Genomic DNA, 14,203 nt, shown 5'->3' with positions numbered 1-14,203 from the left:
AAAAAACCTGGGGCGCTAGTAGGGAGCGCCCCAAAATGTTTATTTACTGGCTGGACGCTCACCGGCGCGTAACAGACCAGATGCACCTTCAGAGTAGTCGCGCGGGATCTGCACTGGGGCTTGATCGTTATCCGCTTCTGCTTCGGTCAGCTGATAGGCAAACGGGTTCTTCTCACCCGGCAGGTTCGGCAGCAGATCGCTGGAGCCTTTCGCCATATGTTGATACAGCTGGCGGTAATCGCGCGCCATATTGTCCAGCAGCTCAGCGCTGCGTGCGAAGTGGTTAGTTAACTCTTCGCGATAGTCAGACAGTTCGGCTTTGGATTTCTCCAGTTCGTACTGCAGACTGCGTTGCTCACGTAATTTTTTATTACCGAAACGCATGACCACTGCGCCGATAATGATACCAACGACTAAACCAATTAGCCCGTATTCCCAGGTCATAAAGACTCCCGTGTAATTTCCGTTGTTCCGTAGGGCATTCACCGTTTCACTCTTAATCACTATACCCGTTAATCTTATGGTTGTGGAACTCTGGAGCAGCATCGCTTAGTGTAGAGCGGACTTTTTTTCGTCAACCGATACGTGTGTAAGACCTTTTACAGGGACTTTGAGACAACAATGCAAAGCTTATCTCCCCTTGCGCGCTATGAGCAGGCGCTGTCGCAGGGCGACTTCAAACCCGATCCGGTACAACGCGAAGCCATCACCCGGCTGGACGCCATTCAACAGGCGCTGATAGCCCGGCCCGGCGAAAACCCGGCACCGGCAAAAGGCCTGTTTGGCCGACTCTCCTCGCTGATGAACAAAGAAAAAAATACCCGCCAGCAGCCCGTTCGCGGGTTGTATATGTGGGGGGGCGTAGGACGTGGGAAAACATGGGTTATGGACATGTTTTTTCAGTCAATTCCTGGTGAGCGTAAAACCCGTCTGCACTTCCACCGCTTCATGCTGCGTGTACATGAAGAGCTGACCAAACTGCAGGGGCAAAGCGATCCACTGCAGACGGTTGCGGATATCTTTAAAGCCGAAACCGACGTGCTGTGCTTTGACGAGTTCTTTGTCTCGGACATCACCGATGCCATGCTGCTGGGCACATTGATGGAAGCGCTGTTTGCGCGGGGAATCGCGCTGGTGGCAACGTCAAACATTCCACCAGATGACCTCTATCGCAACGGTCTGCAGCGCGCGCGCTTCCTGCCTGCGATTGAACAGATTAAAACCCATTGCGACATCATGAATGTGGACGCCGGCATCGACTATCGTCTGCGTACATTAACCTCCGCGCATCTCTGGAACTTCCCGCTTAACGATGAAACCCACGCGGAAATGGAGCGCATGTTTAAGGCGCTGTCTGGTAAAGCGCGTGACGAAGCCCCGGTGCTGGAAATCAACCACCGTGCCATGCCAACGTTGGGCGTGGGTGATGGCGTTCTGGCGATAAACTTCCTCACGCTGTGTGGCGAAGGGCGTAGCCAGCATGATTACATTGAGCTTTCCCGCCGTTTTCATAGCGTTTTGCTGTATGATGTGCCGGTGATGATCTACAAAACTGAAGATCAGGCACGTCGTTTCCTCGCATTGGTGGATGAATTCTACGAGCGGCACGTCAAACTGGTGGTTGCCGCCGAGACCTCGCTGTTCGAAATTTATCAGGGCACGCGGCTCAAATTTGAGTATCAGCGCTGTCTGTCACGCTTGCAGGAGATGCAGAGTGAGGAGTACCTCGCACTGCCACATCTGCCGTAACTTTTACTGTGCCGGGTCGTAAAAAAATGTTCGATCTTTAGGGATGACTTCTCTATAATCTTGCGACCCCACGTTACAGCAGATGGTTTTTTTCCCAAAACCCTTTGTGTTCCGGTAACTCATCATAAGTGGGTGGGCTTACTGGGCAAAATTGTCGTGTGAGCCTCAATCGTTTACTTAAGCGTTTGGGTATTCACCAACGTGTAACTTAATTTGGGTAAGCTTTTTTATGTCCATTAAAACTTTTACAGCTAAACCAGAAACCGTACAGCGTGACTGGTATGTTGTTGACGCAACTGGCAAAACCTTGGGTCGCCTGGCGACTGAACTGGCACGCCGTCTGCGTGGTAAGCACAAAGCGGAATACACCCCGCACGTTGATACTGGTGATTACATCATCGTTCTGAACGCAGAAAAAGTTGCTGTAACCGGCAACAAGCGTACTGACAAGATTTACTATCACCACACTGGCCACATCGGTGGTATCAAGCAAGCGACCTTCGCAGAGATGATCGAACGCCGTCCTGAGCGTGTGATTGAAATCGCGGTTAAAGGCATGCTGCCGAAAGGCCCGCTGGGTCGTGCAATGTACCGTAAACTGAAAGTTTACGCGGGCAACGAGCACAACCATGCGGCACAGCAACCGCAAGTTCTTGACATTTAATCGGGATTACAGGCAATGGCTGAAACTCAAAACTACGGCACTGGTCGCCGCAAAAGCTCATCCGCACGCGTCTTCATCAAACCGGGTAGCGGTAACATCGTAATCAACCAGCGCTCTCTGGAGCAGTATTTCGGTCGCGAGACTGCACGTATGGTCGTGCGTCAACCGCTGGAACTGGTTGATCTGGTTGGTAAACTGGATCTGTACATCACTGTTAAAGGTGGTGGTATTTCAGGTCAGGCCGGTGCGATCCGTCATGGTATCACCCGCGCTCTGATGGAATACGACGAATCTCTGCGTTCAGAACTGCGCAAAGCGGGCTTCGTAACCCGTGATGCACGTAAAGTTGAACGTAAGAAAGTCGGCCTGCGTAAAGCACGTCGTCGTCCACAGTTCTCCAAACGTTAATTGTTTCTGCTTCGGCAGATACAGTTGGCAAAAACCCACGCTTCGGCGTGGGTTTTTTATTTTCTGGCGCAGGAAAACTTCGCGCTACCGTCATTGTATCTGGCGGGTTCGCGTCAGAAATTCAAGGTAGCTCTGAAAAACAGGCGTATGGTAGAGAAAACGCCTGTGCTGCACGTAAATTACCCACAATTCTCACGATGGCCCCCCACAAGGTGTCTAAAATCTGGTAGACTCTCTGCAACTTTGTGCTCGCTACCACCGTTATTTTGCTGACTAAAGATTATTCTGACGGTTGGCAACCGGAACGGTAGGTAAGAGTGCCAGATGGTTCAGCAGGTGAGTCGCCGTGTGGTTGGCTATTCGCAGTATTTTTTTGTGAACAAACTTGGAGGTTTTCATGGCTGTCGCTGCCAACAAACGTTCGGTAATGACGCTGTTTTCCGGTCCTACTGACATCTTCAGTCATCAGGTGCGCATTGTGCTGGCTGAGAAGGGAGTGAGCGTGGAGATTGAACAGGTTGAAATGGATAACCTGCCGCAGGATCTGATCGACCTCAACCCGTATGGTACTGTACCAACGCTGGTAGACCGTGAACTGACGCTGTATGAATCTCGTATCATCATGGAATACCTTGATGAGCGCTTCCCACATCCACCTCTGATGCCGGTTTATCCGGTTGCTCGTGGTGAAAGCCGCCTGATGATGCATCGCGTCGAGCAGGACTGGTACAGCCTGATGAAGAAGATTGAACAAGGCAATGCTGCTGAAGCTGATGCTGCGCGCAAACAGTTGCGTGAAGAGCTGCTGGCAATTGCACCGCTGTTCTCACGTACGCCTTTCTTCATGAGCGAAGAGTTCAGCCTGGTAGATTGCTACCTTGCACCGCTGCTGTGGCGTTTGAGCCAGCTGGGTGTTGAACTGACAGGCGCTGGTGCTAAAGAGCTGAAAGGCTACATGACTCGCGTCTTTGAGCGTGATTCCTTCCTGGCTTCGTTGACCGAAGCTGAACGTGAAATGCGCCTGAGCTAATTGTCATGGAAATGTCGCAACTGACTGCCCGTCGTCCTTATCTGCTACGGGCTTTTTATGACTGGCTGCTCGACAATCAGTTAACGCCTCATCTGGTGGTGGATATCCATCTACCAGGTGTCGAGGTGCCGCTGGAGTATGCACGTGACGGGCAAATTGTCCTGAACATTGCTCCTCGCGCAGTAGGCAATCTCGAACTGGGTAATGACGTCGTTGAATTCAACGCCCGCTTTGGCGGTGTACCTCGCCAGGTCGTCGTACCTATGGCGGCAGTGCTGGCTATCTATGCGCGTGAGAATGGAGCAGGGACGATGTTTGAACCTGAGCCCGCTTACGAAGAAGGTGCCGAAGTGACGAATGACAGCCCGGAAGAGACGGTGATGTCAGTCATTGAAGGTAACCGACCAGATGATGCAGAAGACGATTCATCGCCTGATGATGAGCCACCACCACGTGGCGGCCGTCCAGCATTGCGCGTAGTAAAATAAGCGCTTCAATTAACCGGTTGCTAATCTTCAGTAGCCGGTTTTTTTATTTTAAGTTCGAATCTTTTTTTTCCACATCTTATTTCCCTCGCGTCATTCTTCACGTCTTGTGATTTTTAATCCCTGATTAACGCCCTTATTTAACGCGATGAGTAGCGAATATTTTGCGTATCAGAGCAACTAAAAGTGGCCTGATACTGACCAGAAGCCTGTCCTGTTAGCGAGAATGGCACGATATAATAGCGCTGATTCATGGTGTAAATATCTGATTTTTCTATATAAATGGAGCCAATGGTCACGCGAGACTTATTGAACACCTCTGCCGGTGCATTGCTGAGTAAATCATTGACTACGATATTATCAGCATCATCAACCGTCATGTGCTGGCAGGCTAACACATCCTTTTCTGCGCGGGTGTTGCTTGTCCAGAGATAAAATGCCGCGCAGCAGAAAGCAGTACTGACAAGTGCCAGTACAACGATTTTAGTTTTCATTGTTATTAAAATTCCATTTTTTGTGAGCGATGATTTTACGCAGAAAATATCGGAATGTTATTTAACATTTCGTGCTGTCAATCTTTATTCTTTCTTAACATTTTTCTGTAAAGGGGGATGGTTTTTTTCAGATGCAGCCTGAAAACGAACCGGGAAAAATAGTTAAGCGCAGCAATAAAATGACCATGCTAAAAATAAGGTTAATGAGGTTTTGTCAGTGCTCAGGGCTTTTATGCGCGGTTAAAACAGATGAGCTGTTAAATAAATCATGATGACTTGTGCATTTTTCTCACAGCATTTGCGCTTAAAAAAGCGTTCAATTGGTGACCATAAGACCTTTCTGGACTCATGTTTAATTTTATTGTAGGATAACGGCGCACCAAATTTACTTGAAAAAATAACTAATAAAAACAGTGTGTTATGACAGGTTTTTTTAAGTGTCATTTCTGGTGCGTTAGGCACCTTGCGTCTGTGGGAAAGGAAAAAAGCACCGGAAAACGTTGCTGCGATTTTTCATCGCGGCAGTGATGAAGTGCCCATTTTAGAGGGATGTGTTTTTACAAAACAAATTCCCCGATTTTTATATTTACATAGCAAGGCAAAAAGTCAGATGCATCACAGCAGTGAGTTTCATTCACTGTGTGTGAGAAGAGTTCAGACGGCAGCGTGTGGCAGCCAGATCATTGCAGCCATCCCCTGGATTAAAATGTAAATATTGTTTTCTTAAAAAACCCAAATTAAACACAGCTTGCGATAAGGACTTTCACTCTCGATGGAAAATACACTTTATAAGGAAATTACCAAACAAGACCGTTTCGAAATTCTCGCCATGATGCGGGAAGCCAGAAAAAAAAGCGGCCATATTGAGATCGCCTATGATGACAAAATTCTGAGCTGCCCGTTTCTCCAGGTCGATTTAAATGGCTTTCACGTGGCGTGGATGGAAGAGCTTTCTGCCATCAGCGAGTTTCTGCCCATGGTCATCAAAGGTTCTGGCGAAAAAATTGAGTTTAATGCGCAGTTGCAAAGCGTTGACCAGCAAGCTGGCCATCTGGTTTATGGTTTTCCTGAGGAAATTGTCGTTATCCAGCGCCGTCAGAGTATGCGTATTACCGTGCCTGACTACTACGGCTTCCGTTGTGAAGGGCGTTTCAGAGACGGTTTTAACTACACCTTCGCGATAAAAGATCTCTCTGCGCATGGGCTACAGCTGCAATGTACCCAGCCGCTCCCCACTCTCACTCGCAATGGCATGTTATTGAAAAACATGACCATTTATCTCGGCAAGTTTGGCACATGGCCGGTTGATCTCAATCTGTTAAACATGAAAGCGCTGACGCATATTGATGATGAGGGGCAAACCGTGAGCTGGCATACGCTCTCCTGCATGTTTGCGAAACCTTCGCCAGCGTTTGTACGCAAGATGGAAGAGGTGGTCATGGAGTTGATTCTTGACCTGAAACGTACCAAACGCTTACGTTAATTTCCGTTAGGGTTTTAGGTAAGTGTTTTTAATTACTCATTGAATTTAAAAGATAAAATTTGGCTTAGTGGTGTTTTACTGCGTCCAGATGGCCCCCATACCGGGGGGAAAGACGCAATAATGTCGAAATTTGACTTACAAAAAACACCTATGTTTCATCGTTTTTAATGATTCATGTAAAGAAAACGAAAGTTATTACCAATCATTCACCAGAAGGTAGCCCGGTATAGTCGCTGCGAATTAAGAGTTTTCCTAACCACATGGACGCAAATGCAGCATGGCCTGCAAGCGTAACAGGGGTGCGTGGAGGGGGAAATTCTTATTAAAACTGAACGACTGCTTCCCCTTCTGGAGATAAAAATGAAAAAAATTCTGCTGCCGATGGTTTCAATTGGACTGAGCTTACTGGCAATGAATGCACACGCATCCAACGGTACAGTAGCCTTCACAGGTAGCATCGTGAACTCAACCTGTAGCGTGAGTTCTGGCGATCAAAACAAACAGGTTTTCATTGGTAAATACCCTACCAGTGCCTTCACCAAAATCGGTGATGTGACGGCTTCTAAAGCCTTCACCATTAACCTGACCAACTGTGAAACCGGTAACTACACCCTGCGTTTTGACGGCCCAACCGTTGCAGGTAGCCCAAACCTGTTGTCTGTTAGCGCAGCAACTGGCGTAGGTATCGAGATCCTGGATAACGCGCAGAACGTACTGCCAATTAACCAGACTGCAGATAGCACAACGCCGTGGGTAGCGATTACCAATAACAGCACCGATTCGAAAAACGCCACCGGCACTGCGACTTTCAACCTGAAAGCACGCTATAAGTCATACGCTTCAGCGGTGACTGCAGGTGACGCGAATGCAAACGCTAACTTCACCATTGAATACAAATAACGTCTGATCCCTGTAGATGCCAGGGACGGCGTCTTCAAAGAAGAGTTGATGAATGAAAAAATTACTGGCTGCACTGTTAATCTCCGTCTCCGTGAATGCCGTTGCTGGTATTCAGGTGGACGAAACCCGCGTGATTTACAATGGTAACGCGAAATCGGCTTCATTAGATATCCGCAACGACCAGCCTGACACTTATATGGTGCAGACATGGTTGGATAACGGAGATGCACGCCAGGTACCAAAAAATATTCCTATTCAGGTGGTTCCGCCCGTCCTGAAAGTGGCAGGAAAAAAAGAGGCGATTTTACGCTTTATTTATTCTGGCACCGGCTTACCGCAGGATCGTGAATCTGTTTTCTGGGTCAATGTGCAGGAAATTCCACCGGCACCGAAGCAGGAAAATGTCTTACAGATCGCGGTACGCACCCGAGTAAAATTGTTCTATCGCCCGGAAGGTTTGAATACCACCCTGGCACAGCAGGCTGACAAGCTGAAATGGCACCGGGAAAATAATAACCTGGTGATCGAGAATGCTGGCCCGCTTAACGTCACTTTAGGCGTAGTGAAATTGAAAAATAGCGCGGGTAAAACCTGGGATGTGAACGCAGATATGGTGAAAGCCTTTGATAAGGCTGTGATTCATCTGCCAGCAGGTTCCGAGAGCGCAAGCAAAGTACAGTTCACCTATATCAATGATTTTGGTGGAAATTCCTCAGGGACTGACGCTCGCCTGTAATTGCTAAATGCAACAGGCCAGAATCATTTATTGCGAGACGGATCATGGTGAAAGCAGCGCAGTGGAATAAAAGCATGTTGGTAAAACATGCTGATTTTATTCTGCCACTGAAAATTATTGCTATTACCGTCTCGCTTTGTAGCAGCACGCTGGCCTGTGCAGAAGAAAAATTCAATACCTCCTTTATTCATGGCGATGCTTCTATCGTCAACGAACTCTCTGCCAGCGATGATATTCTGCCTGGACGTTACCCGTTCGATATTTACGTGAATGAACAGCGTGTCGATCACCGTGATGTTGAATTTCGTAAAGTTGATCCGGAATTACCTATTCGCCCGTGCATTTCCGCGCAGGAATTATTTTCCTACGGTGTGCAACTGAATGATATCGATGCTAAGGATGACTGTGTTGATTTAACCCAGGCCATCAAAGGCGCATCACTGACTTATGATGCTGGCGTACAGCGAGTCGATATTTCAGTACCGCAGATCTTTATGCAGGCGCAGCCTAAAGGGGAAATTTCGCCCCGCGTCTACGATAACGGCATTAATGCGGCTTTCGTCAATTATAATTTTAGCGGTTCCGATTATCGCACTCGCGCCAGTGGGGCGAATGGCGATACCCGTTATTATTATCTCTCGACTAACAATGGCCTCAACCTGGGCCGTTGGCGCTTGCGTAATAACTCGACCTGGCAGCAGCAAAGTGATGCCGGGAGTCGCTGGCAGTCTATTTCCACTTGGGCGGAAACCGATATTGTTCCGTGGCGTTCCCGCCTGCTGCTCGGCCAGAGCAGCACCGATAATGCGGTGTTTGATAGCTTCCAGTTCCGTGGCGCGCAAATCTCCAGCGTTACCGACATCTTGCCAGATAGCCTGCGTGGCTATGCGCCAGTGGTGCGCGGTGTGGCAAGAACCAACGCTCGCGTAGATGTGCGGCAGAATGGCTATACCGTTTACAGCACCAACGTCGCCCCTGGCCCGTTCTCGCTGACGGACATCTATCCCAGCACTCTGAGCGGTGATTTACAGGTCACGGTCAACGAAGCCGATGGCTCGCAGCAGCACTTCACGGTGCCTTACTCCTCGGTGACCAACATGTTGCGTGAGGGGATCTGGGATTATGCGTTGACGGCGGGTAAGTATGTGGATGGTTCCACTAACTATCATCCGCGCTTTGTACAGGGCACGCTGTCCCGGGGTATCGGCCATGAGATGACGCCCTACGGTGGCGTGCTGCTGGCAGATCACTACAGCTCTGCGGTGGTGGGGATAGGTAAAAACCTTGGCATGTTTGGGGCACTCTCGTTTGATGCAGCCTGGGCGAAGACGTCACTGGCCAACGGTGATGACAAGCAGGGGGAGAGCTTCCGTTTTCTCTACTCAAAATCCCTGAACACCCTGGGAACGGAATTGCAAATTGCCGGTTATCGCTACTCGACCTCCGGTTATTACGACTTCAGCGATATGGTGGCAGAACGCGCCGACTACGAGAATGGTCAGTATCGTAATCAATATACGGATACCGACGACACGGAAACCGGTGTGCCAGCCTGGGCGCAGAATCAGCATAAGTATTACTACACCAGCACCTATAACAACAAACGTCAGCGGCTGGAGATCACACTCAACCAGCACGTTGGCCCGTTCACGCTGTACACCAGCGTGACCAATCAGACCTATTGGGGTACTGAGAATCGCGATCGTACCATTCAGACCGGGATCAACAGTACCTGGCACGATGTCAGCTATGGTCTCTACGTGCAGGATAGCCGTAGCAACTATGGCCAGAGCGAACGTAGCGCCACCCTGACCGTCAGCATACCGTTCAGCGCCTTTGAGCATCACCCGATGAACGTAAGCCTGAATATGACGCACAGCAAACAGAGCGGTGACAGCTACAACACCGGCATCTCGGGCAGCGCGCTGGATGACAACCGCCTGAACTACTACTTGCAGAGCGGCCACGCCAGCGGATCAGGACAAACCAGCACGGCGGATCTGAGCTACATGGGCAGCATGGGCACAGCGGAGCTGGGCTACACCTGGAGTGGCAATTACCAGCAGACCTCGCTGAATCTGGCAGGCGGCGCTTTAGCCCACAGCGGTGGTGTCACGCTGAGCCAGCCATTACAAAACACCGTGGTGTTAGTGGAAGCCAAAGGTGCGCAGGGCGTACGTCTGGAGAACCAGCCTGGGGTTTCGATTGACCACTTTGGCTATGCAGTGATGAACTCCGCCACACCGTATCGCCATAACCGCGTGGCATTGCGCACTGAAGATATTGGTGCCGGGCTGGATATTCCTTCGGCCGCGAAAGATGTGGTCCCGACTTACGGTGCAATCAGTCGCGTCACCTTTGACACCCGCAGCGGGCAGAGTGTGCTGATTCATGCGCATCTCAGCAAAGGGGATGTGCCGATGATTGGAGCCTCAGTCTTCAACGCGGCAGGCAGCAATATTGGCACCGTCGGTACCAACGGCGATACCTTCGTCGCGGGTGTGAAGAGTGAAGAGTCGCTGCTGGTGAAATGGGGAGACGTAAAAGGGGAGAGCTGCCAGATTACGCTACCTGAGCTCAAAGCGAGCACAGCGGGATATAAGGAATTAACGCTGGTTTGCCAGCAAAATTAACAGGATGAAGTCGAGGTATCCGCGTTGCTAAAAAAATTTAAATATCTGGTTATTACCCTGGTGGGCCTGGTTTTTTGCCTGTTTTCCCCGCTGACCTGGGCGCTCTCCTGCGTGGAGGCTTCCACCGGGAGCCTGTCGCAGCTGATCAATATTGATAAAGACATTCAGGTCTCAACCGCGACGCTCCAGGCCGGGACGATCTTGTGGCGTTCACAGAACTACACCTCGACGTTTAAATGCTCTGATACCAACAACTACCCTGGCGGAGAAGATGCCTATCTCTACTGGGACCCGCAAAGTGAACTCAGAAGCATCGACCCCTCTATTCAGGTCGGCGTGACGTATAACAGCGTCAACATCACCTTAATTCCGGGGCAGCGTAACGATGTTGGACCAGGCACTTCTTGCCGCCGCTCGGGCTTTGGCTGTGCTTCACCTGCGCGTTCTCTCACGGTCACGGTTAGCTATTCGGTGTTTATCAAAGCCACCGGCAGCGCACCGCCAGCCAGCGGTCGCATCGCAAACAATGGAAAGTATGCCGTATTCCAGGTGGATGGCGTCCTGGGTCTGAACAGCACGCCAAACAGCAACTTCCGCGCCTATATCACGGGGCTCGGGAACATTCGGTTTATCTCCTGCCAGCCACAGATCAGCGTGGCAGGGAACAACGGCTCGATCGTGAATTTCGGCACGATTCGCGCCAGCAATGCAGTGGCTGGGGTAACAGAAAAACAGGTGCCGTTCTCGGTAGTCGCTAACCTGACGGGCACCGGCCAGGATTGCCAGGGACAGACGCTGATGGCGAGTTTCAGCACCACGTATCCCACCAGTGGCACTGATATGCTGATGCCGACCAGCAGCAGCGGTTTTGGTATCTCTATCTCCCCGGCCTCCGCGCCGACCAGCTTTATTCCGTTTAACACCAGCACGCTGCTGGGCTATGCCAACGGACAAGTGGTGCAGAATGATTTTGTCGCTAGCCTGCGCTGGATCAACAGCTCCCCGGCCATTGGCACATTCAACGCCTCAGCCAACGTAGATGTGACATTCAAATAAACGTATTGCACTCAAGCCTGAAAGCCGGGCTTGAGTGCAGTAGCACGAATAGCTCATTGTCTGGCGGAAATTCACTCGCTGGATCGCTGCATTTTTATCCCATCACCCTCTCAACTTTGCCTCCTGCCAACAAATTCGCCTTTTTCGCCATTCTGTCATCAGGCGAGTGTAGATTTATTGCCAGGTGATTCATCTGCCAGATTTGTCTTATGTCCTGAATTTATGGTTTTTATTTGCGATAACTTCGTCAATATATCATTGATCGTTTTTATAAATTAATTGTCAGTAAACAATAGAAATAAACATCTGCTAATTGTTCATAAGTGTGTTCTCAATCGGAAAAATCTTGTTGTATGCTCGATTTAACACAGGGCCGCCCCTGATGATTGAGAGAGGAACACAACATGACGATATCTGTTCGGGTTATTGCAAAGTCAGGACTGGTTGCCGCATTACTGCTGGCGGGCGTCATGCAGCAGGCAACGGCAGAGGAGCGTTTTGGTGTGGTCTCCAGCGGACGGGTGGCTTTTAGCGGGGAGATTTATGAACCGGCTTGCCGTATCAACGTCGATCAGGCGACGGTTGCCAGTAACTGCTATCAGCAGGGGCAGTTCCAGCAGCGGGCGTTAAAGGTCAGTACAACCTCCGCACTGGCTTTCAACGATAATCGCACCCAGGCTCAGCTGGCCTGGCTGGACAGCAGCCAGCGTGAAGGCATTCTCACCGTCAGCTACCGTTAAACCGGCATAAAAAAAGCCGGCTCCCTTGCGGTTACCGGCTTTTCACTCACTGAAGGCGATTAATAAACGTCACGCAGGTAACGTTTCTCTTTCTTCAGCTGATCGATGTAGGCTGCTGCGCTCTCCGCAGACAGACCACCAAACTTGCTCACCACCTCGAACAGGGCACGATCAACGTCTTTAGCCATGCGTGAAGCATCACCACACACATAGAAGTGACCGCCTTCTTCCAGCCATGCCCACAGCTCAGCACCTTGTTCCAGCATGCGCGTCTGTACGTAGATCTTTTTCTCCTGATCGCGTGAGAACGCTAAATCAAGACGGGTCAGTAAACCGCTTTCCTGCCAGGCTGCCAGTTCATCGTTATAGATGAAGTCATGTTCCTGATGCTGATCGCCGAAGAACAACCAGTTTTTGCCTTTTGCGCCCGTGGCTTCACGCTCTTGCAGGAAGGCACGGAACGGAGCGATACCTGTGCCAGGGCCAACCATGATCAGTGGCGCATCGCCGCTGGCAGGGGCACGGAAGCTCTTGTTCGGTGAGATAAAGATCGCAGGCTGATCGCCACGACCGATACGGTCCGACATATAGGTGGAGCACACGCCGCTACGTTCACGACCACCGCTGTGGAAGCGCACGGCCGCTACGGTCAGATGGACGCGGTTTGGATGCGCTTTCGAGCTGGAAGAGATGGAGTAAGCACGGTGTTGCAGCGGACGCAGCATCGCGACAAACTCTGGCACGCTCAGCGTGCGGGTCAGATCCAGTTGCAGCAGATCAAGGGTATCTTTGCCCCACAACCATACGCCCAGCGTATCTTTGTCGTCGTGCTGTAAAATATGACGCAGTTCCTGGTTGGTGGTGTTCTGTCCCACCCAGTCGATCAACTTGCGTGATGGCTCTGAAATCTCGAACTGATAGGTCAGCAGGTCGCCGAGATTACGTTCGAAGCCCGGCACCGGCGTGTCATATTCGCCCTTCAGCTGGGTCAGCAGCAGCTGTACCAGATCCGGATCGTTAACCGGGAACACGCCCAGCGCATCACCCGCTTCATAGGTCAGGCCGCTACCGCTGATGTCGAATTCAAAGTGGCGAATGTCTTTGCCAGATTGCTCACCAGAAAGGCGCTTGTTCACTGGCATCGCAGTCGCCAGCGGGTTTTGTTTGTTGCTGCCTGGGATGACAGGCGCTTCTGGCTGGTTATCCAACGCTGGGCCGTTGCTGCCCGCATTTGCGGCAAACTGCGGCATGGTCGCGTTGATCCAGTCGCTGGAAGGCTGTTCGAAATCGATGTCGCAATCGATACGATCGGTCAGGCGCTTCGCACCCAACTGCTCCAGACGCATATCAAAGAATTTACCTGCCTGGCAGAAACCGTCATAGCCGGTATCGCCAATAGCAAGAATGGCAAAGTGCATCTGCTCCAGACGCGGCGCGGTGCTGGCGGACAGCGCCTGCCAGAACAGCTGGGCGTTGTCTGGCATTTCGCCTTCGCCATAAGTAGAGGTGACGATCAGGACGTGGCGCATGGTGGCGAACACATCCATATCGACATCGTCCAGTGCCGAGATAACCGGCACCAGACCTTTCGAACGGGCAACTTTGGCTGCACTCTGTGCCAGAGCTTCTGCATTACCGGTTTGTGAACCAAACAGGATGTGCAGCTGGGTCTGGGCAGCAGCGCCAGGCGCTGCGGCAGTTTGTTTGTCTTCGAGTACCAGTAAGCGTGAATGCAGTCCAGCGAGGAAACCTGCCAGCCAGTACTTCTGCTCGCCATTAAAAGGGGCGTCTTCAGGAATATAAGGTATTTTCATCAGTTTTCTGT

The 14,203-nt window shown here is 50.8% G+C and carries 15 protein-coding genes; 12 read left to right on the top strand and 3 right to left on the bottom strand.

The window, feature by feature from the left end; translation table 11 throughout:
* Window positions 1-39: 39 nt before the first annotated feature.
* Complete coding sequence (gene zapG, locus F3J40_RS13805) at window positions 40-444, bottom strand: Z-ring associated protein ZapG (RefSeq protein ID WP_017349564.1); 405 nt, start codon at window positions 442-444, stop codon at window positions 40-42.
* Between the two features lie 177 nt (window positions 445-621).
* Between zapG and zapE the strand changes: the two genes are divergently transcribed.
* The 5 genes from zapE to sspB all read left to right on the top strand — a co-directional run bounded on the left by zapE (window position 622) and on the right by sspB (window position 4,339).
* Complete coding sequence (gene zapE, locus F3J40_RS13800; protein WP_167015449.1) at window positions 622-1,749, top strand: cell division protein ZapE; 1,128 nt, start codon at window positions 622-624, stop codon at window positions 1,747-1,749.
* A 235-nt stretch (window positions 1,750-1,984) separates the two neighbouring features.
* A complete protein-coding gene (rplM, locus tag F3J40_RS13795; protein WP_007886599.1) occupies window positions 1,985-2,413 on the top strand; it encodes a 50S ribosomal protein L13 in 429 nt (142 codons plus the stop codon).
* 15 nt (window positions 2,414-2,428) lie between these two features.
* Window positions 2,429-2,821 carry a 30S ribosomal protein S9 gene (gene rpsI, locus F3J40_RS13790; protein WP_017349567.1) on the top strand — a complete coding sequence of 131 codons (393 nt, stop codon included), beginning with the start codon at window positions 2,429-2,431 and terminating at the stop codon, window positions 2,819-2,821.
* 397 nt (window positions 2,822-3,218) lie between these two features.
* The gene (gene sspA / locus F3J40_RS13785) at window positions 3,219-3,851 is read left to right on the top strand and encodes a stringent starvation protein SspA (RefSeq protein WP_017349568.1); all 633 of its coding nucleotides are present in this window, start codon (window positions 3,219-3,221) and stop codon (window positions 3,849-3,851) included.
* Window positions 3,852-3,856: 5 nt separating this feature from the next.
* Window positions 3,857-4,339, top strand: coding sequence for a ClpXP protease specificity-enhancing factor (gene sspB, locus F3J40_RS13780; protein WP_017349569.1), 483 nt, complete (start codon window positions 3,857-3,859; stop codon window positions 4,337-4,339).
* Window positions 4,340-4,476: 137 nt separating this feature from the next.
* Here sspB and F3J40_RS13775 read toward each other — a convergent pair whose 3' ends face one another.
* Window positions 4,477-4,830: a hypothetical protein gene (locus F3J40_RS13775; RefSeq protein ID WP_167015447.1), complete on the bottom strand. Its 354-nt coding sequence runs from the start codon at window positions 4,828-4,830 to the stop codon at window positions 4,477-4,479.
* A 463-nt stretch (window positions 4,831-5,293) separates the two neighbouring features.
* Between F3J40_RS13775 and F3J40_RS13770 the strand changes: the two genes are divergently transcribed.
* The 7 genes from F3J40_RS13770 (at window position 5,294) to F3J40_RS13740 (ending at window position 12,378) form a co-directional block, all read left to right on the top strand.
* A complete protein-coding gene (locus tag F3J40_RS13770; RefSeq protein ID WP_167015445.1) occupies window positions 5,294-5,542 on the top strand; it encodes a hypothetical protein in 249 nt (82 codons plus the stop codon).
* Window positions 5,543-5,602: 60 nt separating this feature from the next.
* Window positions 5,603-6,313, top strand: coding sequence for a PilZ domain-containing protein (locus F3J40_RS13765; RefSeq protein WP_167015443.1), 711 nt, complete (start codon window positions 5,603-5,605; stop codon window positions 6,311-6,313).
* 360 nt (window positions 6,314-6,673) lie between these two features.
* Window positions 6,674-7,213 (top strand): fimbrial protein, encoded by a 540-nt coding sequence (locus F3J40_RS13760; RefSeq protein ID WP_017349574.1) that lies wholly within the window; start codon window positions 6,674-6,676, stop codon window positions 7,211-7,213.
* Between the two features lie 52 nt (window positions 7,214-7,265).
* Window positions 7,266-7,949 carry a fimbrial biogenesis chaperone gene (locus tag F3J40_RS13755; RefSeq protein ID WP_167015441.1) on the top strand — a complete coding sequence of 228 codons (684 nt, stop codon included), beginning with the start codon at window positions 7,266-7,268 and terminating at the stop codon, window positions 7,947-7,949.
* A 74-nt stretch (window positions 7,950-8,023) separates the two neighbouring features.
* Complete coding sequence (locus F3J40_RS13750) at window positions 8,024-10,582, top strand: fimbria/pilus outer membrane usher protein (protein ID WP_240155464.1); 2,559 nt, start codon at window positions 8,024-8,026, stop codon at window positions 10,580-10,582.
* Window positions 10,583-10,606: 24 nt separating this feature from the next.
* The gene (locus tag F3J40_RS13745; protein ID WP_167015437.1) at window positions 10,607-11,638 is read left to right on the top strand and encodes a fimbrial protein; all 1,032 of its coding nucleotides are present in this window, start codon (window positions 10,607-10,609) and stop codon (window positions 11,636-11,638) included.
* 404 nt (window positions 11,639-12,042) lie between these two features.
* Window positions 12,043-12,378, top strand: coding sequence for a YmdA family protein (locus F3J40_RS13740; protein WP_167015435.1), 336 nt, complete (start codon window positions 12,043-12,045; stop codon window positions 12,376-12,378).
* Window positions 12,379-12,437: 59 nt separating this feature from the next.
* On the opposite strand, the gene F3J40_RS13735 is transcribed toward F3J40_RS13740, so the two are convergent.
* A complete protein-coding gene (locus F3J40_RS13735; protein WP_167015433.1) occupies window positions 12,438-14,192 on the bottom strand; it encodes a sulfite reductase subunit alpha in 1,755 nt (584 codons plus the stop codon).
* Window positions 14,193-14,203: the final 11 nt, after the last annotated feature.

The organism is Candidatus Pantoea multigeneris (assembly GCF_011752615.1).
Lineage (GTDB): Bacteria > Pseudomonadota > Gammaproteobacteria > Enterobacterales > Enterobacteriaceae > Pantoea > Pantoea multigeneris.
The sequence above is the reverse complement of the archived record's forward strand: the minus strand, read 5'-3'. Positions and strand labels throughout refer to the sequence as shown.

Excerpts from the sequence above, each read along its gene's own strand:
- zapG (WP_017349564.1), bottom strand. The coding sequence starts at position 444 with ATGACCTGGGAATACGGGCTAATTGGTTTAGTCGTTGGTATCATTATC.
- zapE (WP_167015449.1), top strand. The coding sequence starts at position 622 with ATGCAAAGCTTATCTCCCCTTGCGCGCTATGAGCAGGCGCTGTCGCAG.
- rpsI (WP_017349567.1), top strand. The coding sequence starts at position 2,429 with ATGGCTGAAACTCAAAACTACGGCACTGGTCGCCGCAAAAGCTCATCC.
- sspA (WP_017349568.1), top strand. The coding sequence starts at position 3,219 with ATGGCTGTCGCTGCCAACAAACGTTCGGTAATGACGCTGTTTTCCGGT.
- sspB (WP_017349569.1), top strand. The coding sequence starts at position 3,857 with ATGGAAATGTCGCAACTGACTGCCCGTCGTCCTTATCTGCTACGGGCT.
- F3J40_RS13775 (WP_167015447.1), bottom strand. The coding sequence starts at position 4,830 with ATGAAAACTAAAATCGTTGTACTGGCACTTGTCAGTACTGCTTTCTGC.
- F3J40_RS13765 (WP_167015443.1), top strand. The coding sequence starts at position 5,603 with ATGGAAAATACACTTTATAAGGAAATTACCAAACAAGACCGTTTCGAA.
- F3J40_RS13760 (WP_017349574.1), top strand. The coding sequence starts at position 6,674 with ATGAAAAAAATTCTGCTGCCGATGGTTTCAATTGGACTGAGCTTACTG.
- F3J40_RS13755 (WP_167015441.1), top strand. The coding sequence starts at position 7,266 with ATGAAAAAATTACTGGCTGCACTGTTAATCTCCGTCTCCGTGAATGCC.
- F3J40_RS13750 (WP_240155464.1), top strand. The coding sequence starts at position 8,024 with ATGTTGGTAAAACATGCTGATTTTATTCTGCCACTGAAAATTATTGCT.
- F3J40_RS13740 (WP_167015435.1), top strand. The coding sequence starts at position 12,043 with ATGACGATATCTGTTCGGGTTATTGCAAAGTCAGGACTGGTTGCCGCA.
- F3J40_RS13735 (WP_167015433.1), bottom strand. The coding sequence starts at position 14,192 with ATGAAAATACCTTATATTCCTGAAGACGCCCCTTTTAATGGCGAGCAG.